General features: G+C 54.0%; 23 protein-coding genes. 18 read left to right on the forward strand and 5 right to left on the reverse strand.

The features are described from left to right. The first annotated feature begins 86 nt into the window (after positions 1-86). The 6 genes from B5F76_RS02555 (at position 87) to B5F76_RS02585 (ending at position 3,873) form a co-directional block, all read left to right on the forward strand. Positions 87-680, forward strand: a complete 594-nt coding sequence (locus B5F76_RS02555; RefSeq protein WP_087350588.1) for a LysR family transcriptional regulator — start codon at positions 87-89, stop codon at positions 678-680. A gap of 141 nt (positions 681-821) precedes the next feature. Next, positions 822-1,574: a helix-turn-helix domain-containing protein gene (locus B5F76_RS02560; RefSeq protein WP_087350591.1), complete on the forward strand. Its 753-nt coding sequence runs from the start codon at positions 822-824 to the stop codon at positions 1,572-1,574. Beyond that, a complete protein-coding gene (locus B5F76_RS02565) occupies positions 1,567-2,037 on the forward strand; it encodes an IS630 family transposase (RefSeq protein WP_162608643.1) in 471 nt (156 codons plus the stop codon). Before B5F76_RS02560 ends, B5F76_RS02565 begins: the two co-directional genes overlap by 8 nt. 329 nt (positions 2,038-2,366) lie before the next feature. Beyond that, positions 2,367-2,675, forward strand: coding sequence for a hypothetical protein (locus tag B5F76_RS02570; protein WP_087350594.1), 309 nt, complete (start codon positions 2,367-2,369; stop codon positions 2,673-2,675). Positions 2,676-2,900: 225 nt separating this feature from the next. Continuing rightward, positions 2,901-3,353: a hypothetical protein gene (locus B5F76_RS02580; RefSeq protein ID WP_087350598.1), complete on the forward strand. Its 453-nt coding sequence runs from the start codon at positions 2,901-2,903 to the stop codon at positions 3,351-3,353. A 70-nt stretch (positions 3,354-3,423) separates the two neighbouring features. After that, positions 3,424-3,873, forward strand: a complete 450-nt coding sequence (locus tag B5F76_RS02585; protein ID WP_087350600.1) for a flavodoxin — start codon at positions 3,424-3,426, stop codon at positions 3,871-3,873. A gap of 74 nt (positions 3,874-3,947) precedes the next feature. Here the strand turns inward: B5F76_RS02585 and nrdG are convergent, their stop codons facing one another. After that, entirely contained in the window at positions 3,948-4,472 is a 525-nt protein-coding gene (gene nrdG, locus B5F76_RS02590; RefSeq protein ID WP_087350604.1) for an anaerobic ribonucleoside-triphosphate reductase activating protein, read from the reverse strand. Between the two features lie 146 nt (positions 4,473-4,618). Between nrdG and B5F76_RS02595 the strand changes: the two genes are divergently transcribed. Then, a complete protein-coding gene (locus B5F76_RS02595; protein WP_087350607.1) occupies positions 4,619-4,909 on the forward strand; it encodes an HU family DNA-binding protein in 291 nt (96 codons plus the stop codon). A 122-nt stretch (positions 4,910-5,031) separates the two neighbouring features. On the opposite strand, the gene B5F76_RS02600 is transcribed toward B5F76_RS02595, so the two are convergent. Further along, positions 5,032-5,988: an AraC family transcriptional regulator gene (locus B5F76_RS02600; protein WP_162608644.1), complete on the reverse strand. Its 957-nt coding sequence runs from the start codon at positions 5,986-5,988 to the stop codon at positions 5,032-5,034. 493 nt (positions 5,989-6,481) lie between these two features. Between B5F76_RS02600 and B5F76_RS02605 the strand changes: the two genes are divergently transcribed. From B5F76_RS02605 to B5F76_RS02620, 3 genes are all read left to right on the forward strand, one after another. Continuing rightward, a complete protein-coding gene (locus tag B5F76_RS02605) occupies positions 6,482-6,928 on the forward strand; it encodes a cupin domain-containing protein (protein ID WP_239406930.1) in 447 nt (148 codons plus the stop codon). A 1,756-nt stretch (positions 6,929-8,684) separates the two neighbouring features. Further along, positions 8,685-9,446, forward strand: coding sequence for a hypothetical protein (locus tag B5F76_RS02615; RefSeq protein ID WP_087350615.1), 762 nt, complete (start codon positions 8,685-8,687; stop codon positions 9,444-9,446). Between the two features lie 68 nt (positions 9,447-9,514). After that, positions 9,515-9,964: an acyl-CoA thioesterase gene (locus tag B5F76_RS02620; RefSeq protein WP_087350618.1), complete on the forward strand. Its 450-nt coding sequence runs from the start codon at positions 9,515-9,517 to the stop codon at positions 9,962-9,964. A gap of 114 nt (positions 9,965-10,078) precedes the next feature. Here the strand turns inward: B5F76_RS02620 and B5F76_RS02625 are convergent, their stop codons facing one another. From B5F76_RS02625 to B5F76_RS15065, 3 genes are all read right to left on the reverse strand, one after another. Next, entirely contained in the window at positions 10,079-11,200 is a 1,122-nt protein-coding gene (locus tag B5F76_RS02625; RefSeq protein WP_239406931.1) for a tyrosine-type recombinase/integrase, read from the reverse strand. An 830-nt stretch (positions 11,201-12,030) separates the two neighbouring features. Continuing rightward, entirely contained in the window at positions 12,031-12,426 is a 396-nt protein-coding gene (locus B5F76_RS15060) for a hypothetical protein (RefSeq protein ID WP_204218297.1), read from the reverse strand. Positions 12,427-12,492: 66 nt separating this feature from the next. After that, on the reverse strand, positions 12,493-12,990 hold the full coding sequence (locus B5F76_RS15065; RefSeq protein WP_204218298.1) for a hypothetical protein: 498 nt from the start codon (positions 12,988-12,990) through the stop codon (positions 12,493-12,495). 36 nt (positions 12,991-13,026) lie between these two features. Here B5F76_RS15065 and B5F76_RS15070 point away from each other — a divergent pair, with 36 nt between their 5' ends. The 8 genes from B5F76_RS15070 (at position 13,027) to B5F76_RS02665 (ending at position 22,166) form a co-directional block, all read left to right on the forward strand. After that, positions 13,027-13,947 (forward strand): McrB family protein, encoded by a 921-nt coding sequence (locus B5F76_RS15070; RefSeq protein ID WP_204218299.1) that lies wholly within the window; start codon positions 13,027-13,029, stop codon positions 13,945-13,947. 2 nt (positions 13,948-13,949) lie between these two features. Next, positions 13,950-15,086: a 5-methylcytosine-specific restriction endonuclease system specificity protein McrC gene (mcrC, locus tag B5F76_RS02635; protein WP_087350628.1), complete on the forward strand. Its 1,137-nt coding sequence runs from the start codon at positions 13,950-13,952 to the stop codon at positions 15,084-15,086. Positions 15,087-15,486: 400 nt separating this feature from the next. Beyond that, a complete protein-coding gene (locus B5F76_RS15450; RefSeq protein ID WP_087350631.1) occupies positions 15,487-16,434 on the forward strand; it encodes an HNH endonuclease in 948 nt (315 codons plus the stop codon). Between the two features lie 470 nt (positions 16,435-16,904). Continuing rightward, positions 16,905-18,509: a nickel ABC transporter substrate-binding protein gene (nikA, locus tag B5F76_RS02645; protein ID WP_087350634.1), complete on the forward strand. Its 1,605-nt coding sequence runs from the start codon at positions 16,905-16,907 to the stop codon at positions 18,507-18,509. Between the two features lie 192 nt (positions 18,510-18,701). Then, positions 18,702-19,643, forward strand: a complete 942-nt coding sequence (gene opp1B / locus B5F76_RS02650; protein ID WP_087350637.1) for a nickel/cobalt ABC transporter permease — start codon at positions 18,702-18,704, stop codon at positions 19,641-19,643. Beyond that, a complete protein-coding gene (opp1C, locus tag B5F76_RS02655) occupies positions 19,643-20,467 on the forward strand; it encodes a nickel/cobalt ABC transporter permease (RefSeq protein WP_087350639.1) in 825 nt (274 codons plus the stop codon). The genes opp1B and opp1C overlap by 1 nt, the downstream gene beginning before the upstream one ends. Continuing rightward, complete coding sequence (locus B5F76_RS02660; protein ID WP_087350642.1) at positions 20,464-21,345, forward strand: ABC transporter ATP-binding protein; 882 nt, start codon at positions 20,464-20,466, stop codon at positions 21,343-21,345. The genes opp1C and B5F76_RS02660 overlap by 4 nt, the downstream gene beginning before the upstream one ends. Further along, the gene (locus tag B5F76_RS02665; RefSeq protein ID WP_087350645.1) at positions 21,342-22,166 is read left to right on the forward strand and encodes an ABC transporter ATP-binding protein; all 825 of its coding nucleotides are present in this window, start codon (positions 21,342-21,344) and stop codon (positions 22,164-22,166) included. Before B5F76_RS02660 ends, B5F76_RS02665 begins: the two co-directional genes overlap by 4 nt. Positions 22,167-22,179: the final 13 nt, after the last annotated feature.

Below are 22,179 nucleotides of genomic sequence, written 5' to 3' on the forward strand. Positions count from 1 at the left end.
CATGCAATAGGAAAAAGGGCCTTGCTACGGAATAGCAAAATGGTCTAAGAGTCTTAACCATGAGTTAATAGCCCCGGGAGGCATGCATGCTCAGTCAGCAGATGCGGATATTTTTGCGCGTGGCAGAGTGCGGAAGTTTCACAAAGGCCTCGCTTTTCGAGCACATGACGCCTGTGGCGGTGATGAAGCATATCAACGCCATGGAGTACAGGCTGGGGCTGACACTCTTCGAGCGCAGCAGCAGGGGTGTCAGGCTCACGTCTGCCGGGCAGTCGCTCTACGAAGAGGGACTGCGCATGCAGGAGGAAGAAGAAAGGGCTCTCGCACGGGCAAAGGCCGCGCAGGAGCGCGACGAGCGGACCATACGGGTGGGATCTTCCATGCTCAATCCCTGCACACGCATCATGGACATGGTGGCGGACAACAGGGAGCTTTTTTCGGGCTTCAGGTTTCGCGTGGTCCCCTATGACGACAACAGGGAGAAGATACTGTCCCTCATCTCTTCGCTTGGCTCGAATATCGACATTCTTGTTGGTGTCTTCAACTCGAAGCGCATGCAGGAGCAGGCAAGCTATCTTGTGCTCGGAAGCTACAGACTCACTGTGAGCCTTTCCAAGAACCACAGGCTGGCGGGAAGGGAGCGCATAGAGCTTTCGGACCTAGTAGTCGATAAATTTTGACGTGAAAAAATATTAGAAATTTATTATAGGATAGCCTGAATGGCTGGAAGCCGAATTGCTTCCAGACTTAACCCTGTGTTTTTCTGAATATTTGATTTAAAATTGACCATTTTTGATTTTCTTTTGAAGAGAGGAAAAAAAATGGAAAGATACATAATTAATTTGAGCTATGAAGAAATTCAGGCTATCAAAAAAATCATAGAATCCACTGACGAAAACAGCAAAGTCAATAGAAATGCCCACATAATTTTAGCATGTAACAGAAGCATATTTTCAAAAGCTCTTCAACTTAATATAGAATCAATATGTAATAAGTTTAATATTAGTAGTTTAACTGTATTAAACATAAGAAAAGGATATATTTCATCTGGAATTAATTTTCTTCAACCAAAACAAAAGAGAGTGTTAATTAATAAAAACAACACTAGCAAGTATAATCATTATAAAATTATATTAGAACAAAAAGAAATCATATTGTTAAATGAAATCATTGTTAAGAAACCAGAAACTCAGACAGCTAAAAAAGCTAAAGCTTTATTATTGCTTGATGAAGGTCCTTTTAATAAGAAAAATAAAACTTTGAAAGATATTAGTGATATGGTTTCTATTAGTATAGTCACATTAATGAGGATGAAGAAAAAATTTGTTGAAGAAGGTATAGAAGCTGCAATAAACAGAAAAGTTCAAGATATATCAACAAGATATCGTAAATTTGATGGAGATACTGAGGCTCATATTACTAGAATAGCATGTAGTGAAACACCAGATGGAGCTTCACGCTGGACATTAGGAATGATTCAACAGAAATTGATTGATGAAGGTATAGTAACTACAATATCACGCATGACGATCCACAACATTCTTCAAAAAAAATATCAAACCCCATTTGAGTGAATATTATAAAATTCCTCCCAAAGAAAATGCACAGTTTGTGGCAAATATGGAAGATATTCTTGCCGTATACAAGTTACCATATAATCCTGATGTTCCTGTTATATGTATGGACGAATCTCCAAAACAACTTATAGAAGAAATACATAAACCCCTTCCAACGAAAGAAGGGAAAGTTAAAAAGATAGATCCCGAATATAAACGAAATGGTGTTGCCAATATTTTCATGGCAGTGGAGCCTTTAGGAGGTAGGAGATACGTTAAAGCCACTGAACATCGTTGTAAGACTGATTGGGCAATTTTTATGAAAAATTTATCAGAATTATATCCATATGCTTCTAAAATTATTATTGTTATGGACAATCTTAATACGCACACAACTGGATCTTTTTATGAAGCATTTCCACCATCTGAAGCACGCAAATTATCAACAAAATTTGAATTTCACTATACTCCAAAACATTGAAGTTGGTTAAATATAGCAGAATCTGAACTTAGTGTTCTTGTTAGACAGTGTCTCAGTCAAAGAATACCAACACTTCATGAAATACAGCGCTTAATTACAATATGGCAAAATAATAGAAATAATAAACATGCAAAAGTAAATTGGCAATTCACAATTGATGATGCAAGGATAAAACTTCAAAGTTTATACCCAAAATTCGAATAAGTTTAAAATTAAATTCAAACACTATTTCAAGCAAATATTACGCCATATTACATAAGATTGTATTTATGATTTATTCTGTAAATTAGCAAATCAAAATTTATAGACTACTAGGTGGGGAAAGGCTCATGATGGTACGCCTGGGGGATACGGAGATCCTCGACAACTTTGCAGCCTCTCTCAAGGAAGAACACCCGGACATCGCAATCGAGGAGACGGACTACTATTATGATGTGGAAACCTTCAACATGTGCGAGCAAAGGGAGTGCGTTTTGCTGACCCTGGAGGCCTGGAAGGACGTGCACCCGAACCTTGTGACCATACCCCTGGTCACGGACTGCGTAATCCCCTACGGCATACTTTATGCCAAAAGGCCCAGTCCCCAGGTGGCTGGCTTCATGGCACGCCTGGCTCCCTTGAGCAGCCTTCACAACTGAGATTTCCTGCGACTGAAAAAGCGAAGCTGCTCGTTCCCGAAATGTGAAAAAAGTGCCGCGAGTTCCGCAGGGACAAGGGGACTTGTCCTTCCCGTATCCTGCCTGTCATAGCCCAAAAAAGTGATCTCCAGGTGTTGACTTTGAAATTCTATTTCATATAAATTGCCTCTCAGAAGGAAAATATGAATTAGGTTTTCAATTTCACCATCAACCCGGGAGTCAACCATGCAAGACAAGCTTCCCCTGTTCAGTTTTCACAGCAACGGCAGAAACCTTCACCTGAAACTGCGCAGGGAGCCCGACAGGGAAGCACTCTCTTCCGTCTCTGTGCTTCTGAAAGACCACGCCAGGGCTGACGGCAGGCTCTTTGTGGACGTGCGCGATTTGAACGACATGAAGCCACAGGCAGCCATGTCCCTCAAAAGTGTCCTGAAGGAAACTTCCCTGCCTGCGAACAGCATCTATTTCAAGGGCCCCCTGGGCTTCAATCTGGCAAGCACAGGCAACCGCGTCCTTGTTGTACGGGAAAGGGGGCAGGCCTCAAGCGTTCCACAGGCAGCCAGCGGAAGATTTGCAAGGCGCCCCCACAAGTGCCGCTGCGGCGGACGCTGCGGGGACAAGTGCTGCCAGGTGACCGGTGGTCCCTGCTGCTCTGAAGGGCACGATCACAACGATTAGCCGACAAGGGGTATCCCCTCCTCAAATAGACAAACACACAACCCTCTACACCATCTTGAAGGAGCATCACATGAGCAAGGTTCTCATCATCTTTGGTTCCACTACCGGCAACACCGAAGGCATTGCCGGCAAGGTCGCTTCTCTCATCGAAGGCGCTGGTCACAGCGTCGAAGTAAAAAACGCGGCCGACATCAGCGACTGCACAGACATTGCGAAGGACTACGATGCTGTCCTCATGGGCTGCAGCTGCTGGGGCGACGAGGATGTCGAGCTGCAGGACGACTTTGTGCCCGTGTTCGAGGGCATTGGCTCCATGGGCCTTTCCGGCAAGAAGGTGGCTGCCTTTGCCTCCGGTGACTCCTCCTACCAGCATTTCTGCGGCTCTGTGGAGGTGATCGAGGAAGCTGCCAGGGAAGCCGGTGCTACCATCATTGCCGGTGGCCTGAAGGTGGACGGAGACGCTTCCGCTGCTCCGGATGAAATTGAGGACTTTGCAAAGTCCGTGGCCGCTTCCCTCTAAAAAACGGACAAGGATTGGGGGAGGAGAGCCCACCCCTCCCCCATTCAACGCCTGGGCGCGGACGTTTTGCCCTGTCAGCGCGCCCTGGCGTTCTGCTGTTTCCAGAGACGGGCAAGCTCTTCCATGTCCGTTTTCTCCAAAAGGCGCTGGTTGGAGCTTCCGCGAAATTCCAGCTCGAGATTGCGCAGGGCTTCTACATAGGGGCCGTCCACAAGCCAGTCCACTTGCCCAAGAAGTTCTTCTGTGTGGCTGTCCTCCATGGCGCGGGCAAGCAGCTGCTCATAGGTGAAGCCAGAGTAGGCAAAGACGGTTTTGCCTGCCTCGTGGACTTTTTTGGCAAGCCAGACAAGCCCCTCAGGCTGCAAAAAGGGCTCGCCACCGGAGAAGGTGATTCCCGAAAGCAGGGGATCCTGGGCAAAAAGCTGCCAGATCTCTTCTGCGGACATGACGGTTCCACCGTCCAGGGCATGGGTTTGCGGGTTGTGGCAGCCAGGGCAGTTGTGCGTGCAGCCCTGCACAAAGACGCACATGCGTATGCCAGGGCCGTCCACGATGCTCTCGTCTTCGATGCCGGCAATGCGCAAAAGTGGTGAGCTCATGAGGGGCCTCCTTTTTTGTATGCCCCTTGCTACCCTCTTTGACCTGCGCAGTCCAGCCCGCCTGAAAATCAAGCAGCCTTTGGAAAGCGCGCTCACGCCTTCCAGGGGGGCACAAAAAAATACTACACACAAAATAAGGGGGTTCCATGACCAAGGCAGATCTTGTCAGACAGATTGCCGCAAAGGCAGGCATAACCCAGGTGAGCGCAGCCAAAATCCTCGAGGCCACCTTGTCCTCGCTCTCCGAAGTCATGATCAGGGGAGACTCCATAACGCTTGGGGGCTTTGGCACATTCAAGCTGAGCGAGCACAAGGAGCGCAAGGCCCGCAACCCTTCCACTGGCGAGGCCATGATTATTCCGGCGCGCAGGATGCCGCGCTTTTCTCCCGGAAAGGAGCTGCGAGCACTCATAGAGGCGACATCCTCGAAAGACTAGGACCAAAGGGCACGGGATTTTCCGAGACTCTCACGAAGAACGGCACAACACTGATTTTGTTCAGCGCTGTGCCGTTCTTGTTTTTCGAAGGGGATCACCCTTCATATATTATATGTATGGGCCTAGATTGCCTGCAGTCTGCGAATGTCCCTGTGCGGGGGTTCGCCAAACATTCGCTTGTACTCCCTGTTGAATTGGGTGACGCTCTCGTAGCCCACAATCATGGCTGCAGAGGCAGCCTGCTCGTTTTCCGAGAACATGAGGCGGCGAGCTTCCAATAGGCGCAGCTGCTTTCTGTACTGCAGGGGGCTGTAGCCTGTGAGCTGCTTGAAGTGGCGGTGCAGGCTCGAGACGGACATGTTCACCTGGCGGGCGAGATCGTTGACGCGCAGGGGGCTTGCCAGATCCTGCTTCAGAAGGGCAATGGCCTGCACAACGGAGCTGTTCTGGCTGTCCCTGCGGTAGAGTTTTTGCAGAAGGTGGCCGTAGCGGCCGGCAAGGACCACGTAGTGCAGCTCGTGCAGGATGATGGGCGCGCGCACGGCTATCTGCTCGGGCTTGTCCCACAGGCGGGCAAGGCGGAGCATGCAGGAAAGGACGTCCGCATCCACCATGTCCACGGCAGCGCCCCCGATATTCTCCCGTTCCATGGCAGGGAGCTGAATCTGTTTGGTCGAGTTCATCTTGAGGGTCAGATCCAGCAGGGTGCTCTTGTCGAGATAGACAAAGATGGCCAGGAAGGGCTTGTTGCTGTCCACGATGATGGTGGAGGATGTGGGCATGTCCACTGCCACAAGAAGGCTGTTGCCCTCTGTGAGATGGAGCTCGCGCGAGGTCTCGCGTATGCCGCAGGAAATGTGTTTCGATCCCTGCAGCACGATGGAGACCAGAGGCCTTTCGAGGCAGTGATCCGTGCCTGTGGTGCGGTTCAGGCGCACTGTGTTGAGCGTGGGGACGGAAGTCGCGATGACGCCCGAGGAACCTGCGCTCTGCCTGTCTACCAGGGCGCGCAGCTCGTCAAGCATGGAAAGCATTTCCGCGTTGCTCTGCTCGCGGGTAAAGACATTTTCTGTATACATGCTCTGCACCTGTTGTTTGACTGTCAGCCTTGCAAGGTATGTTTTTCGCCAGTCCCACAAGGCCTTTGGGGCAATGGGAGAGGGCTTTGGGGGAAGGCTATGTACACTTCCCAGTACGGGATATATACAGTTTTTGACGGCAAAGATCCAGAGTGGATGTGGTAAAAAATCGTTAAAAGACATGTATTTCAGCGTCTTGCAAGATTGTAACAAAGTCTTTCCCTGCCCTTGCAATACATGGGACAGGCACAATTGGGCAAGTATTTGGCTTTTTTGCCACTGGCAGAAGGGGCACTACCTTGCGTATGAATGAGGGAAGGTCATTCCTGCCCGGGGGAGAGTGTTGCGCGCTCAGCAAGGCTTGCTTCCAGGGCCCAAACAGACAACTACATACAACTAGAGGTTCCAAATGAAACATTCAGCGCTTTCCTGGACCAAACGCCTTCTCGCAGCCGCCCTCTTCTGCGCTCTTGTTTTGAGCCCTTGCCAGGGTATGGCAGCATCTGCAGGGACCTCCGGGGAGAAAAGCATGAGCACGGAAAATCTCGGACCCTTCCCCAAGGGTGAGGAAAACAAGGCCTACGCCAAGTACTTTATCGGCACAAGCTACCTTGCGCCCCTGGTCAGGGAAGGCGTCAACGTCTCAAACGTGACCTTCGAGCCCAGGTGTCGCAACAACTGGCACGTTCACAACGCCACCAAGGGCGGCGGCCAGATCCTGCTCGTCACTGCAGGCCGGGGCTGGTACCAGGAATGGGGCAAGGAAGCCAGGGAACTGAAGACCGGCGATACAGTCTACATTCCCGCAGGTGTCAAGCACTGGCACGGAGCTGCGAAGGACAGCTGGTTTGTGCACATCGCCATCGCAGTTCCGGGTGAAAACGCAAGCAACGACTGGCTCGAACCCGTCACGGACGACCAATACAACAAGCTTCCCTAAACTTCGGAAAAAGGAGAGCCGGGGGTGACCCCGGCCAGGGCGGATGCCTTTGGGTGTTCGCCCTTTTTTGCGGCCCAATGCGCAGAGCGGTATGCCCCGGGCGAACAGTGAGTGGCCTTGTGTGTGCGCCAGAGTCAGGTAAACGTCACCCTTGCGGGCATTGGGGAAAGTGCAGGGCCGTGCGAGCGGATTATTGGTGCACATGCGTCAAAAAGAATGGTGCCATTCTGTAGAAATTTTGACGCACATTGATGCAATTTGCACCAATAGGGCAATATCGGGAAATGTACATATATTGATGCACAGATGAAGGAGATTTGGCCTCCAAAGGCAGTATATCACTGTATGCGGGTACAGGAATACGGTATTCCCAGCTCGTGCCAGTGATGTCGGCATCTTGAGCTCATTTGTGGAAAGTATGGCATGCCCCTGGCCCGGTATCACGGCCGAACACGAGGTGCGCCAGGGTCGTTTTGCCCGCAAAGGCCGCGCGCATGGCAGGATGTCCGGGCGCAAATGGCGCACGAAGTGAATGCGACCATTTGCAGGGCTTGCCAGGGAAGCGTCGCATGCAGGAGAAATGCCCCAGTACCCCCTCGCAGTGGCCGTCTGCAGCGCTGCAGGGGCTACGAGGCAATGGCACAGGTGCGAATGTCAGAAGAGCAAAGGGCCGGGTTCAGGGGATTAGGGCTTGCAAGAGACCCCAAGTGTTCGAGATCCGCGACTCAATGGTCGCCTCTTGGTGCACCTTGTGGCGGCACAAGGGAGCATGGGGCTTGTACGCAGCGTCTTTTGGCCGGGTGCCAGGGCTTGCGCCAGGGCAGGAGTCTTGGTCGGAATCAAAGCAGGCCTAAGCCTTGCTGCGCCCTGAGCCCAAGATGCAGCAAGGGAAGCGTCGGGAGGAGCGACACGCGGGAAATCCGGGAGATTTGGGGTACAGATTCTTCACGTATGACGCGAAGAAAGGATGCGCGAACCAGGCCTCGGGAAGGCATGATTCGCTGGGAAAACTGGGCACTTTCCCCATTCATGCGCGCAAGAAATATTGGTGCACATAGCTTCAGGCAGAGGTTGAAGAAATGTCTTGCGCCAATATGTGCACTGTTTGTTTATCGGTGTATACACCAAAGGAAGCAGCAGGGATGGACGGGAATGCCTCCTGCCTGTTTCAGGGGAAGATGTATGCACCAAATAGTGGGAGCATTTCAAACGGTGCACAAGCCCTTGAGGACATCCTGCTCACCTTTATTTCCTTGCGCAACTACTGTATATTTTTTTTGTATTCCTGTCTGCCTCCAAGAATATGGCAAGGGCTGTACGTCGTCACTTTTTCAAGTAGTACTGCAATTATCAGGAGCAAAAAGCTAGTGGTTTGCACCAATAGGCGAAGATCTGTTTTGATGCAAAAATATGTAAATGCGCCTTTTGTGCTCCAATGTTTTGCTGGTTATTGGTGCATGCCCTTCTCTATCCATCTGGGCCATCCGGGGCCATGCGACGCTGTGGGTCAGCAAGGCAAAATCCCCTTGCGCGCAGCGCTGTGCAAGTAGTTCACAGTACCGGTCCGGGCACCCCCGCCTGCATCATATATATGGTACCCTGCCCTCCCCCGCCTCGAAGCCTTCTGCAGAGCGCCTGATCCCTGCGGCCACGGCAATTGACGCCTGACTGAAAGGCAGGTATTTGATCCTCCGGTTTTCCGGCCCTTTGCCCGTGTTGCCCACCGTTTCCCAATGCTGTCCCTGGAGTTTTTTGCATGCAGCTGCACATTGGAATGACAAGCGTGGATCTTGTCCACGAAAATGGCTCACTTTTGGCCAAACTGGAGGATTTGTGCGCCTGCTTCGGTCTCACGGACCCCGAATACAGGGAACTTGAAACCCATATGCCGAAAGCCCGCCCCTGCCGCCAGGGCTATGTCCCCCTGGGGGTCTTTCTGGCTGCCATGAGCCACTTCATGCAGGACGATTTCAACGCTGCCATGACAGAGCAACGCACAAGGGAGCAGCTGCGCGAGCTGGAGCTGAGGACCCACAACTACATCTTCCTCTTGGGTGCTTTAGGCCACGATCTTCTGGGCTCCCCGCTCGGAAGCATGGATGGAGAGTCAGGGGGCGGCGATTCCCTGGACATGGAGCAGGTAACAGAGCGCAGGAAGAGGATGGCGGCAGATGCTTCCTTAAAACGCATGAAGGGCGAGCTTACGATGGTTTGCCAGCGCATGCGCTACATGGGCGACCTCGGGCTTGCTGTGGCAGACCTTCTTGAGGATCTGCCCAAAAGGGGGCAGGATACGGCCAATGAGCTCTACGGAACGGCCATGAACCTTCTGGACCTCATGCACACAAGCTGCTGGGAATACACGCAGTGGTTTGGCAGGTATTCCGCCTGCTTCATTCACCTGGACGAACTTGTGAGAAACCGGCCGGACAGTCAGCAGGGCAATGGGGCGGACGCTTGCGGACAAAAGCCAGCCGACGAGCCTGCAACCAATGGCAACCAGCAAAACCACTCATAATATCAACCATACACCACCCATAATACAACACCGACACACACTGACAGCCAGTGAAGGAAGGCGGACATATGTCATTGCAAGACAATTTTCCCACGCCACATATCTGGATAGGCCACCGCATAGCCTACGGCGAGACGGACGCCATGGGCATAGTCTATTACGCGGAATATCTGCAGATTTTTGAAAGGGCCCGTGACGCCTACATCCGCGAGTCCGGCTTCAGCTACAACGAGGTCGAGGCCAGGGGCATCTATCTGCCCGTGCGCGAGGTGCAGTGCCGCTACCGCTCTCCTGCCCGCTTCGACGACGTGGTCCACTGTCGCGTCGCCATCTCCGAATGGGGCCGCGCTTCCCTGACCTTCCTCTACGAAATCACCAACGAGAGCCGCGACCTTGTCCTTGTGACAGGCATGACGCAGCACGCCTCCACAAGCCCCGAAGGCCGCCCGGTGCGCATGCCGGACTGGCTCAAGGCCATCACCGCGGGCGTGCCCCACGGAAAGTTTGTGCCACTCTAGACTGACAGATGGCTTTTCCCCTTTTGCATGGACTCCTGCCTTCGAGGCAGGGGCCCATGTGTTTTTTGAAGGGCTTGCAGGGCCTGGGACAAATCCCGGCCCTGCCCCGGGGCTTTACGCCTGTGCTTCAGTCGGAGACGGTGTCTGGGCCTGCGTTCCCGACTTCAGAAGCTTGCTCACAGTCTCAGCTGCTGTCACAAGCGCGTCCTGCCCAAGGTGCGCGTAGCGCATGGTCGTGCGCGGATCCGCGTGTCCCAGCATCTTCTGCGCCTCGTAGAGGGTGTGGCCAGCGTTCACAAGAAAACTCGCAAAGGTGTGGCGCAGATCGTGAATGCGCACGTCTGCGAGGTTCAGCTTGTCGCGCACTTCCTTCCAGTAGGCGAAGATGTCCGAGATGGGCTTGCGCGAGGAACGGCCCGGGAAGAGCCAGGGACTCTTCCCGCGACTCTTCAAGCCAGCCAGGATGTCCCTTGCAGCATCCGAGAGGAAGATGTAGCGCGTCTTGCCGGACTTTGAGATGGGCACGCTTATCATGTGCAGATCCAGGTGCACATTCTCCCAGCGGGCCTTCAGGATCTCGCTCTTGCGGGCGCCAGTGAGCAGAAGCAGGCGCAGGGCCTGCGCCTCCTGCCGCTCGCTCTGTTCAAGGATGGTCATGAGCCTGACTGCCTCGTCCGGGGAGAGGTAGCGCTCCCTGGGAGTCTGCAGCTTGAGCGAGAAGACGCCGCTGCAGGGACTGGCGCTTGCAGGCACAATTCCCTGGCGTACTGCGAGCGAGCAGATGGTCTTGAAGACTGCCAGAACGCGGTTGCAGGAAGAGGGGGCAAGCTTGTTGGTGAGCCTGTCCAGCCACCGTTCCACCTCGATGGCCCGTATGTTGCGGATCTCCCTGTTGCCGAAGGTCGGATAGATAAAGCGAGTGGCAAGCCTCGCGTCCACAGTCCAGCTTCTCTTGCGCAGCCGCATGTGGGGCAGGTAGATGTCTTCCACAAAGGCCATAAGCGTCCGCTTGCCGCTCTTTGTCCTTCTCCTGTACTTCGCGTTCTCCCCAGGCTCTTCGGGCTGTTCCGGCCAAGCCTCCTCGTTCTGCGGAGTCGGCTGGGATGCGACCTCCTTTGGCATGTTGTCCGCTGCGTCCTGCAGATGAGCGAGACGTTCTTCCGGCGTTGTGTTCAGATGCTGAGCTTGATTCTGAGTCTGATCCATTGCCGCCTGCGTGTCGTGTGCCTTTGTCATGGTACTTCTCCTTGAAGTGTTTGGGGGTGCAGGGGCCACATGGCCCCGAAACCATGGACAGGCATTTCAACTGCCTGTACTCACTGGTTTTCATTGCTTCCCCAGGAGAAGAACCGGCGGCAGGGCAGGCATAGGGACGGGCCTTTGCTCCCTCCCAGGACTGTTTTTGCGTGCCCTGAGCATGAAGACAGGCTCCCAAACCTTTGTGCCTCCCGCAAGGTTCGGCCCGCATCATTGGGCCAGGGCATGGGAAAAGAACGCGGCATTGGTGTTTGTCGCTTTTTGTGTTCCAGGACATGCGCAAAACCTCCCTTGTCCCAAGGACAACGGCTGGGTCAAGGGGTTTTGTTGCCCAGTCCGGGATGGGTCTCTTCCTATCCTCCCTGGTGGCAGGCCATTGTGAGGGTTTTGGATATTCGGAATCTTGTACTTTGCGCGGGAGGACCAGGAAGGCCCGGCATCAGGCTCTTCAAGGGGTTTTGAGCAAGATCTACGGTTGATTGAGAGGCTTGGCAAGGGAACGGTACGCCTTGGGATGGAGCTTTGCTGGCAGGAGATGTTTCTTTGCGTGACAATCAAAGCTTTGATGGATATAGTTTCGCTATATTCCCCTTGTACCACTTGAATTTAAGGAGATTTATATGTTGCCGTTGCCGCGTTACTTGCTTGAAAAGAGTTCAATAAGACCATGCTGGTTTGTTGGCGCAGCATTTGGTGGCAAAGACGATCAAACCGATCGTTTCATCAGGGAAAAGATATGGGAGACCAACAGGGACGAGGCCAAAAAGCAGATAAAGACCGCACAACCTGGAGATCGCATAGCTATCAAGTCAACCTATGTTCGTAAAAACGATATTCCCTTCGACTGCAACGGAAACGCGGTCTCTGTCATGGCCATCAAGGCGACTGGCACGATTCTTGAAAACCTTGGCAATGGTCGCCTTTCCGTGGATTGGAGTCCTTGTACTCCTGTCAGGGAATGGTATTTCAATACCTATCGTGGAACGGTCTGGCAGGTTTTTCCTCAGATGTTTCCCAATGATGATCTCATAGCCTTCACCTTTGAAGGCAAGGCACAGAATATCGAGTACTTTCGTAATCTGCCCGATTATTTTGACAAATATGGGGATAAAAAACGTTTTGGCTGGACCAGCTTTTATATGGCTGTGGCTGACAAACTTCTGACATACATGGACAGACGGGAAGAGCTGATCAAGGGAATTCACGCCATAATGAAGGACAAGGAGAGTGTCATTGTTTCGCGGGACAAGAACGCAGACGAATCCTTGGAATCACTGACTGATATCTGCCCCTTTACTGTCATGGCCCTTTTCAACAGGGGAATTGGAGATGGAAATCGTGCGCGGTTTGCTCGCGAGCTTGCCGATTTTTTGGGTGTCAAGGTAGATCTTCCTACGTCTTTTGAGGCGATTCCAGTCGTTGATAATGGAAGTTTTTTGTTCTTTGATCATGCCGACAAGCATCTTCTTGGGGATATAGATACGCTCTGGGAGGTTTTTGCCAAGGCTATTGCGTTCGCTAACGTTAAAGAGGGGAACGATAAAGAGCAGAAAGATTTTTGTAAAGCCTATGACGCAGCGAGCAAGGTGAACGGCGTCAAATGGAATTTGAGCATTGGTCTCCACTGGGTACGTCCATGGTTTTACCCGTCGCTTGATGCTCTCACAAAAAAATATATTTCTGAAGTCATTCAGAAACAGGTAGATGTGTTCAACTTGCAAAGTTGTTGCAATGCCCGCAACTATCTTTCTCTGCTTGAAATATTGCATGATGAATCAAAAAATATTGATTTCCCTGTCTACTGCATGCCGGGACTATCCCTTGCAGCATACGAATACTCAATTTACACAGTACAAAAAATAGTGGATGAGGGCTGCTTTATTCCAAGGGACGAGCTCGACACGATGCTCGAACGTCTGCGGGAGAAGAAGAATCTCATCCTGCAGGGCCCTCCTGGCACGGGCAAGACCTGGCTTGCGAAAAGGCTGGCCTATGCCCTGACAAGGAAGCGCGATGACTCCCGCATTCGGGCCGTACAGTTTCACCCTTCCCTCTCCTACGAGGACTTTGTCAGGGGTTGGCGTCCTGCGGGGAACGGGCAGCTGACGCTCACGGACGGGCCCTTCATGGAAATGGTAGAGAGCGCGCACGCTGATCCCGAACATCCCCACATCGTGCTCATCGAGGAAATCAACAGAGGCAACCCAGCCCAAATCCTTGGGGAGATGCTGACCCTGCTCGAAGTGGACAAGCGCAATCCGGAGTCTGCCTTGGCTCTTTTGTACCGCAAGGAGAGTGACGAACGGGTCTACCTTCCCCCAAACCTCTACATCATCGGAACCATGAACATAGCCGACCGCTCCCTGGCCCTTGTGGATCTTGCCCTGCGCAGGCGCTTTGCCTTTGTGAGCCTCTTTCCCCGCATTGACGACACTTGGCAGAAGTGGGTGCACGACACATGCGCCATCCCCATGAAAATTCTTGTGCTTATCCAGAGGAATCTGTCCGAGGTGAACAAGAAGATCGCGGGTGATAGCCAGCTTGGACCCCAGTTTCAGGTGGGCCACAGCTATGTGACGCCCTCGCAGGGCACGACAATTGCGGATCCCGTGCAGTGGTTCATCAATGTTGTCGAGACAGAGATTTTCCCCCTGCTTGAGGAATACTGGTATGAGAATCCGAAAAAGGCTGAGGAAGCAAGAAATCTTCTGCTTCGGGGCTTTTGATCATGGCGCTTTCTGAAAGCCCGGAACCGACAGGGGGCTGGACAGCCGAGCAGGAAGAGCAGAAGGAGATTGTGCGGCTCATTGGCAAGATACCTGTCCGCAACCTCTATCTGCTCATGCTCTATGCCTCGGAGTTCTACAGGGAATGCGGCAGGGCATGGACTGCCGTTGAGGACAACCCGGACAACATCCCCGATCTTGTGGGAGAGATATTGTGCGGCTGCGTCGAAAAACGCCTGCGGCGCAGGCTGAACTACGGTTATCAGACCTTTCGGGAACCGCTCTCGCGCGTGCGCGGCCGCATCGATTTCTTGCGGACATATCGTCACAACCTGTTAGCCAAGGGCAAAGTTGCCTGCGTCTTTGAGGACATGGTGGTGGACACGGCGCGCAACCGCCTTGTGCGAACAGCGCTGGAGAAGATGGCGGCTCTGGTCAAGAGAACGGATTTGGCATGCCGCTGCCGCGCCCTTGTTGCCACAATGCACGCCATGGGTGTGACCGGTCCCTGTCCCACACGCTACGCCATTTCCCTTGAGCGCTTTGGCCGGCACGACGCGGAAGACGTGCCCATGGTCACGGCTGCGCGGCTGGCCCTTGATCTGGCCCTTCCCACTGAAGATCCGGGCCCAAGCCTTCTGCCAGCTCCGGAAAGGGAGATACACTGGGTGCGACGCCTTTTTGAGTGGGGCGTTGCGGGATTCTACACAGTTGTACTGGGGCAAGAGTGGGATGTTGTCCATGGCGAGCGGCTTGAATGGCCCATCACGGACTGTAGCCCGGGGATGCGTGCCATCTTTCCGGGCATGGTGACGGACATTGTGCTGACAAACAAAGACCAGGGCCGGCGCATTGTCATAGACACCAAGTTCAATTCCCTTCTGAAAAAGGGGAGATACGGAAACGAAACACTGCGCAGCCACTATATCTATCAGATGTATGCCTATTTACGCTCCCAAGAAGGAAGAGGGGCTCTGTACGACACGGCGGAGGGGATTTTGCTGCACCCATCCGTCGGAGAGAGTGTTGACGAGCATATCATCTTTCAGGGACACAGGATGCGCTTTGTCACAGTGGATCTGGCAGCTTCGGCAAGGGACATCCGGAAACGGCTTTTGCAAATAATCTTCGAGGGATAGGAAGCCATTTGCCTCTCTTTGGACACCGGGGACAGGCTTGGATATACCTGAAATGCACAGGGGAAAACGGCCCGATTCTTGCAAATCGCAAAAGGCATTGCAAGGGGCATCTTGCGTGCGGGAATGGCTCTTGGGAGCAGGACAGAGAAAGCGCAGGCACGAAAACGCGAACGTCGCACAGAGGCCTTGCCAGAAGGAATGACCTCTGTCTGCCAGGGGCGCCTTGGACACAACGCTTGTTGCACCGGATGTGAGGCGGCTGTACGACAGCGCCTGGAAAAGAGAGGGGGCGGACATGCTCACAATGGAAGTGGAACAGCCCATGCGCGCCAGGAAAGCGCACAAGAGGAACGAACACGGTCTTGCAAACTGCCTGAAACACAGGATGCGGGGATAGGCCATGCAGTTCGCGGTGGAAAAATATCAGGCGGATCTTGTCCCCTGCCCCATCTGCGGGAAGGCTGTGGCGCTTGCCCCTGTTCTTGAAAAGCGCACGGGCACGGTGCGTCTTGGGATCACCTGCGCAAGGAACTGTTTCCAAAGGGACCTCTATACCTGCGAGCAGGATGACGCCAGGGCATCCAAGCTGGTCAGACGCTGGCGAACCGAGATTGCTCCGGCAATAGAAAAGTGGAAGGTGTTATCCCGGCAGTCGCCCCGTTGCTCTCATTGCGACAAGCCCACGCGTCTTTTGCCTGTGCCGGACAAGAACGGTACCCTTGTCATGCGTCCCGTATGCGTTCAGCAGGGGTGCCGCCTGCCCGCGCAGTGGCACTTTTCCCCCACCATATGGAAACCCTCCGAGATGGCTGGCCAGGTGCGGCGCTGGTCGCGGGAACGGTTGCAGTTTGTGCTGTGGTTTTCCAAGAAGCTGGAGCCGAAAATCTACAAGAAGTCCGGCGTCCTCTCGTGCCCTGTCTGCCACGCACGGGGGTATCCTGTCCTGCAGCGCTCCTGCGATTTTGTGGGCGAGGTTTTGTGGGCCTGCCCGGAGTGCGCAACGTCCATCTGTCCAGCGGAAAAGGCCGCCAAGGCCAACAAAAAGCGGCGCAGCAAGACCGCAAGGGTCCAGATTCGCAGTCTCGACGCTCCTGTGTGCGCCATCTGTCATCGCACACAGAGCGAGGTCGAGGCCTCGGGATCCAGGCTCGAGAAGCACCACAGAATCCCCCTGTCTGACGGTGGGGACGATACAATGGCCAACCTCGTGATCCTTTGCCGCGAATGCCATGAGGCCTGGCACAGGGCCCATCAGAAGGTAAAGGATGAGCTGAAGGAACAGGTGACTGCCGAGGAGCAGCCCGCAAAGGGGCTCTGGCAGCGCCTGAAGGGATTTCTGGGCTTTTGAGAGAGTGCGTGGAACCTTCTCCGACGAGAATTGGACTCTCCCCGCCTCCACCAACCTGTTTGCGACACAAAACTGATCCCCCGCATCCGGCCGGGGGGCTTTTTTTCGCCGCAAGGAGAGCGCCCATATCTCCAATGATGCGCGATTTTTTTTTGAAAAAAGTTGTTTGAGCGCTCAATCTGTTGATATGTCTTGTGATTTGTTGCAGCAAGCAGTGAATAACAAAAAAGCATATTCTTCAACAAAACGAAAAAGCGAAATGCATCTTGATACATAAAAACATAACAATTGCAGGATTTAGCAGCATGAATACATTGCTTTTCTGGCACTTTGCTATTCAAATTGTGAATAGTCCGCAAAACAAACATTCTATTTTGCGTTCACTCTGCTCCATGCTATCAAGCTTCCCGCTGACGAGGCTCTTCTTTTGGAAAATGAATTCCACATTACTTTTCACAAAGGAGTTTTGCATGAAACACGTGCGCCCCTTGAGACTCTTCCGGAATACCCTGTTTACGGGACTTTTGGCGGGATCAGTTCTGCTCGGAGCCTGGCAGGGCGAGGCCTATGCCGAAAAGGGCACAAAGGACACCCTGAATTTTGTGAACTACCGTGACGTCAGGGACCTGAACCCGCATCTGTACGCTGGCGAAATGTACGCCCAGGAAATGCTCTACGAGACCTTGATCGACATCACCCAGGACGGTTTCAAGCCCTGCCTTGCAGAAAGCTGGACCATTTCCGAGGACGGCAAGGTCTACACCTTCAAGATCCGCAAGGGAGTGACCTTCCACGACGGCACTGTCTGCGACGCCTTTGCCATCAAGGCCAACTTCGACGCCATCCTGGAGAACAGGGCCCGCCATACCTGGCTGGAAATGATGCATCTTCTGGAAAAGATCGAGGCTCCGGATGCCGAGACCTTCCGCATCTACATGAAGGCACCCTACTGGCCCATGCTGATCGAGCTTGGCGTGACCAGACCCTTTGCCATGATTTCTCCCAAGGCCATGAAGGACGGATCCACCAAGGACGGCGTGAAGGCCTTCATAGGCACAGGTCCCTACAAGCTGACCAAGGTCGTGACGGACGAGTACGCTGTCTTTGAGGCAAACGAGAACTACTGGGGCGAGAAGCCGAAAATCAAGCGCATTGTCGTCAAGGTCATTCCCGACAACCAGACCCGCATCCTGGCTCTGGAAAAGGGCGAAATCGACCTCATCTGGGGCAAGAACATGCTCGATGCCGATGCCCTGAACAAGTACAAGGGCAGCAAGGAATTCAAGACAGCTCTCTCCTCCCCCACCTCCACAAGGCAGATTGTCTTGAACGGCCAAAACCCCATTCTCGCGGACATTGAGGTGCGCAAGGCCCTGCAGCACGCAACCAACCGCGTTGCCATCTCCAAGGGCGTGTTCCACGACACCGAACCCCCGGCAGACACCCTCTACGCTCGCAGCATTCCCTACTGCAACATCGAGCTTGATCCCTACAAGTACGATATGAAGAAGGCCGCGGCCATCCTGGACGCTGCCGGCTGGAAGATGGGCGAGGACGGTGTTCGTGCAAAGAACGGTCTGCGCATGGAGCTGGGACTTCTCTACAACAGCAACAGCGTGACCGAAAAGACCATTTCCGAATATCTGCAGCACGAATACGGCAAGCTCGGCATCAGGGTCTCCCTGCGTGGCGAAGAGGAACAGTCCTACCGCGACAATATGAAAAACGGCCTCTTCGACATGATCTTCAACATCTGCTGGGGCATGCCCTATGATCCCCAGTCCTCCATGGCGGCCATGCGCCAGCGTGTGTACGGCGACTACGCAGCCCAGCTCGCCCTGCCGGACAAGAAGGAAATAGACGCTGCCATCACCGAAATCATGTCCTCCACGGACATGAAGCGCAGGCAGGAGCTGTTCACCTACGCCCTGACCCATCTGCACAACGACGCCATCTACATTCCCCTGACCTACGAAACCAACAAGGCCCTTTTCAACGCGAAGCTCAAGGGCGTTGGCTTCACCCAGACCCAGTACGAAGTGCCCTTTGTGAAGATGTACTTCGAGGACAAGTAGCGGGAAAAGCCCGCAAGATTAGTTTGACGTAAACGCTTCCCCCTCCCGGATCCCAACGTGTGCTGGAGGTGTCGGCTCCCTGCTTTTCCCAGGGGCCGTTCACCTCCCGCACTGTCCACACAGCCCGGACGGATGGAGCGTTGCGCAACGCGTATTGCGACCTCAAAGCCCGACATCGACGCGGAAATCCAAATGAAAAACTATGTCATCAAGCGCCTGCTGGCAACGATTCCGCTGTTGCTGGCCATATCCTTTCTCTGTTTTGTCTTCATCAACCTTATTCCCTCGGATCCGGCAGAGGTAGCCCTTCGCATACGCCAGACCCCCATCATCACCGAGGAACTCATTGCCCAGACAAGGGAGGAGCTGGGCCTGAACGACCCCTTCCTGGTTCGCTACGCCACCTGGTTGTGGGACTGTCTGCACTTTGATCTTGGCATCAGCTACACGAACCCTGCCCGTACGGTTCTCGGCGAAATCGGCCGCTGCCTGCCCGCCACCCTGGAGCTTGCAGGCCTCTCCCTGGTCTACGTCATAGTCTTGAGCCTTCCCATCGGTTTCCTTAGCGCCGTCTACAAGGACACCTGGTTTGACCGCATCATGCGCGGCCTTGTCTTTGCCGGCACTGCCATGCCCGTCTACTGGGTTGGCCTTCTGCTCATCTGGCTTGTCAGCATCAAGATGGACCTTCTGCCAACCAGTGGCTACGGCGGCTTTTCAAGCCTCATCCTTCCGGCCTTCACGGTGGCCCTAAGCTACATCTCCACCTACATCCGCCTCATCCGCAACAACATGCTGGAAAACATGCGCGAGGACTACGTGCTCTACGCCCAGGCAAGGGGCCTCAAACAGCGCGCAATCCTTGTGCGGCACATTCTGAAAAACTCCCTGCAGTCCTGCGTAACAGCCATAGGCATGAGCATACCACAGCTCATTTCCGGCACCATCGTGGTGGAAAACGTCTTTGCCTGGCCCGGTGTGGGGAGGCTGTGCATCACCTCCATCTTCAACCGCGACTACCCGGTGATTCAGGCCTACGTTTTGCTTGTGGGCGTGCTCTTTGTCTTCTTCAACCTCTTTTTCGACATCCTGCAATACGCGGCTGACCCGCGCCTGAGGGAAAGGAAGGACTGATGCTCAAGCAACTTTTCAAAAGCCCCATGGCTCTCCTTTGCATGGGCATCATTTTTGTGACAGCCCTTCTGGGCCTCCTTGCACCCTGGGTTGCGCCCAATGATCCGTACGCCAACGACATTCTCAACAAGTTTGCAGGCCCGTCCTTAGCCTACCCCCTGGGCACGGATCACCTGGGTCGCTGTGTGTTCTCGCGCATGCTCTTCGGTATCCGCCCCACCCTCTTCCTCTCCCTTCTGACAATGCTCGGCACCATAGGCATTGGCGTTGTCATGGGCATTACGGCAGGGTACTTCCGCGGGGCGGTGGACGAAGTCATCATGCGCGTAGTCGACGTCATGCTCTCCTTCCCGAGCCAGATCATCATCCTGGCTGTGGTGGCCCTTTTGGGCGTGGACATCATGAACGTGGTCATAGCCTCCATCTTCATCAAATGGGCCTGGTACGCGCGCATGATACGCACAGCGACAATCAAATACACGAGCATGAACTTCGTGCTCTTCTCCCGCAGCATAGGCTCAGGCAACTTCTTCATCCTGACAAGGCACATGCTCCCCTGCATTGCGGCAGAACTGGCAGTTCTCGCCTCCCTGGACACGGGCTGGGCCATACTGAACATCTCCACCCTTTCCTTCCTGGGACTTGGCGTGCAGGCCCCCACTCCCGAATGGGGCGCCATGCTCAACGAGGCCAAGAACGTCATGGTCTCCAACCCCGAGCAGATGATTGTGCCAGGCATTGCCGTTGTGGTGCTTGTCGGAGCATGCAACATGCTGGGCGACTGCCTGCGCGATGCCCTGGATCCCAAGGCGGTGCGCCAATGATTGAGAAAAACACGACAACAGATCCCATTCTGAAGGTGAGCGACCTTTCGGTCCATTTTTGCGAGGGAAAGAAAAGGCACTGCATAGTCGATGGCGTGAGCTTTTCCGTACGCCCCGGAGAGTGTCTTGGCATTCTCGGCGAATCGGGCTCAGGCAAAAGCATGACATGCAAGGCAGTGCTGGGCCTTCTGGACAAGAACTTCCTGGTTACGGGAAGCTCCCTTTTTCAGGGGCAGGAGCTTGTGGGCGCAAACCCCGAGAAACTCAGAAGGCTTCGCGGCTCAAGCATAAGCGTTGTGCTGCAAAACCCCATGTCCTGCTTTGATCCGCTCTACCGCATAGGCGATCAGATGGAGGAAACCATAGCAGAGCACATGAGCCTTTCTTCCAGGACCATGCTCAACATGATGCTCGACATCCTCACCCTCATGCGCATACGCGATCCGAAGGATGTTTTGCGCAAATACCCCCACCAGCTCTCGGGCGGCATGCTGCAGCGCATCATGATAGGCCTTGCCATAAGCCTGGATCCTGTCCTCATCATAGCGGACGAGCCCACAACGGCCATAGACAGCATAAGCCAGTTCTCCATCATGAAGGAATTCGTGCGCATCAAGCACGGCGGCGACGTTGCCATGATCTTTATCTCCCACGACCTTGGCGTGCTCTCGCTCATAGCGGACCACGTGATAGTCATGCACAACGGCAGGGCAGTCGAGCGGGGAAGTGCTGCGTCTGTTTTCGACAACGCAAAAGATCCCTACACCCACCATCTCATAGGCCAGCACAAGGCAGTCATGGAGCGCTTTTTGCGCGCCATAAGGGCCAGGGAAAAATCCGGAAATTTCCACGAACATATCCGGGAGGTGACGGCATGAGCGTTTTGCTTGAGGCAAGGGACATACGCGTCTCCTTCAGAAAGGAAAACCAGACCAGATTGTTCGGCAGGGAGCGCCAGCAGGTCCTGCGCGGCATAAATCTGACCCTGAACGAAAGGGAGTGCCTTGGCATCATAGGCGAATCGGGCTCAGGCAAGAGCACGCTCGGGCGCGTCCTCTCCGGCCTTTTGAGGCCGGAGGCAGGCCGGATAACCATCTTGGGCCACGACCTCTACGCACGGCACACAAGGAAGGACGCGCACTTTTTGCAGCATGTCCTCTCGGTAGTCTTCCAGGACTATACGTCTTCTGCCAATCCCCGCTTTCGGGTCTCGTCCATCATAGGCGAATCCCTGCGCGCGCTCGAGCGCGCGACAGGAAAGACAGTGGACAGGAAAAGGCGCGTTGCGGAACTTCTCGAACAGGTGGGCCTTCCGGCAGGCTTTGCCATCCGTTACCCCCACGAGCTTTCGGGAGGCCAGCTGCAAAGGGTGTGCATAGCAAGGGCCCTGGCGGTTGAGCCGCACATCATCCTTCTCGACGAGGCCATCAGCTCCCTGGACGCCTCGACCCAGGTGCAGGTCATGGATCTGCTCGATACCCTGCGCAGGGACCTGTCCCTCTCCTACCTCTTCATCACCCACGATCTCACAAGCATCACCTACATCTGCGACAGGGTGGTCTTCATGAACCAGGGTGAAATCGTGGAGCGGGTTGACGACATGGAGCAAATTTCCGCCATACGCTCCCCCTACGCGCGCCAGCTTCTGCGCGCAGTCATGGGCATTGGCGCGGAATATGGCGCAAGCCAGGCCTCCTAGAAACTGGAAGGGG

Source organism: Desulfovibrio sp. An276 (assembly GCF_002159665.1).
In the GTDB taxonomy this organism is placed as follows: Bacteria; Desulfobacterota; Desulfovibrionia; order Desulfovibrionales; family Desulfovibrionaceae; genus Desulfovibrio; species Desulfovibrio faecigallinarum.

Bases quoted from the DNA above. Each gene is read 5' to 3' on its own strand.
- B5F76_RS02555 (WP_087350588.1), top strand. From the start codon at position 87: ATGCTCAGTCAGCAGATGCGGATATTTTTGCGCGTGGCAGAGTGCGGA.
- B5F76_RS02560 (WP_087350591.1), top strand. From the start codon at position 822: ATGGAAAGATACATAATTAATTTGAGCTATGAAGAAATTCAGGCTATC.
- B5F76_RS02570 (WP_087350594.1), top strand. From the start codon at position 2,367: ATGATGGTACGCCTGGGGGATACGGAGATCCTCGACAACTTTGCAGCC.
- B5F76_RS02580 (WP_087350598.1), top strand. From the start codon at position 2,901: ATGCAAGACAAGCTTCCCCTGTTCAGTTTTCACAGCAACGGCAGAAAC.
- B5F76_RS02585 (WP_087350600.1), top strand. From the start codon at position 3,424: ATGAGCAAGGTTCTCATCATCTTTGGTTCCACTACCGGCAACACCGAA.
- nrdG (WP_087350604.1), bottom strand. From the start codon at position 4,472: ATGAGCTCACCACTTTTGCGCATTGCCGGCATCGAAGACGAGAGCATC.
- B5F76_RS02595 (WP_087350607.1), top strand. From the start codon at position 4,619: ATGACCAAGGCAGATCTTGTCAGACAGATTGCCGCAAAGGCAGGCATA.
- B5F76_RS02600 (WP_162608644.1), bottom strand. From the start codon at position 5,988: ATGTATACAGAAAATGTCTTTACCCGCGAGCAGAGCAACGCGGAAATG.
- B5F76_RS02605 (WP_239406930.1), top strand. From the start codon at position 6,482: ATGGCAGCATCTGCAGGGACCTCCGGGGAGAAAAGCATGAGCACGGAA.
- B5F76_RS02615 (WP_087350615.1), top strand. From the start codon at position 8,685: ATGCAGCTGCACATTGGAATGACAAGCGTGGATCTTGTCCACGAAAAT.
- B5F76_RS02620 (WP_087350618.1), top strand. From the start codon at position 9,515: ATGTCATTGCAAGACAATTTTCCCACGCCACATATCTGGATAGGCCAC.
- B5F76_RS02625 (WP_239406931.1), bottom strand. From the start codon at position 11,200: ATGACAAAGGCACACGACACGCAGGCGGCAATGGATCAGACTCAGAAT.
- B5F76_RS15065 (WP_204218298.1), bottom strand. From the start codon at position 12,990: ATGCAATATTTCAAGCAGAGAAAGATAGTTGCGGGCATTGCAACAACT.
- B5F76_RS15070 (WP_204218299.1), top strand. From the start codon at position 13,027: ATGCCGGGACTATCCCTTGCAGCATACGAATACTCAATTTACACAGTA.
- mcrC (WP_087350628.1), top strand. From the start codon at position 13,950: ATGGCGCTTTCTGAAAGCCCGGAACCGACAGGGGGCTGGACAGCCGAG.
- B5F76_RS15450 (WP_087350631.1), top strand. From the start codon at position 15,487: ATGCAGTTCGCGGTGGAAAAATATCAGGCGGATCTTGTCCCCTGCCCC.
- nikA (WP_087350634.1), top strand. From the start codon at position 16,905: ATGAAACACGTGCGCCCCTTGAGACTCTTCCGGAATACCCTGTTTACG.
- opp1B (WP_087350637.1), top strand. From the start codon at position 18,702: ATGAAAAACTATGTCATCAAGCGCCTGCTGGCAACGATTCCGCTGTTG.
- opp1C (WP_087350639.1), top strand. From the start codon at position 19,643: ATGCTCAAGCAACTTTTCAAAAGCCCCATGGCTCTCCTTTGCATGGGC.
- B5F76_RS02660 (WP_087350642.1), top strand. From the start codon at position 20,464: ATGATTGAGAAAAACACGACAACAGATCCCATTCTGAAGGTGAGCGAC.
- B5F76_RS02665 (WP_087350645.1), top strand. From the start codon at position 21,342: ATGAGCGTTTTGCTTGAGGCAAGGGACATACGCGTCTCCTTCAGAAAG.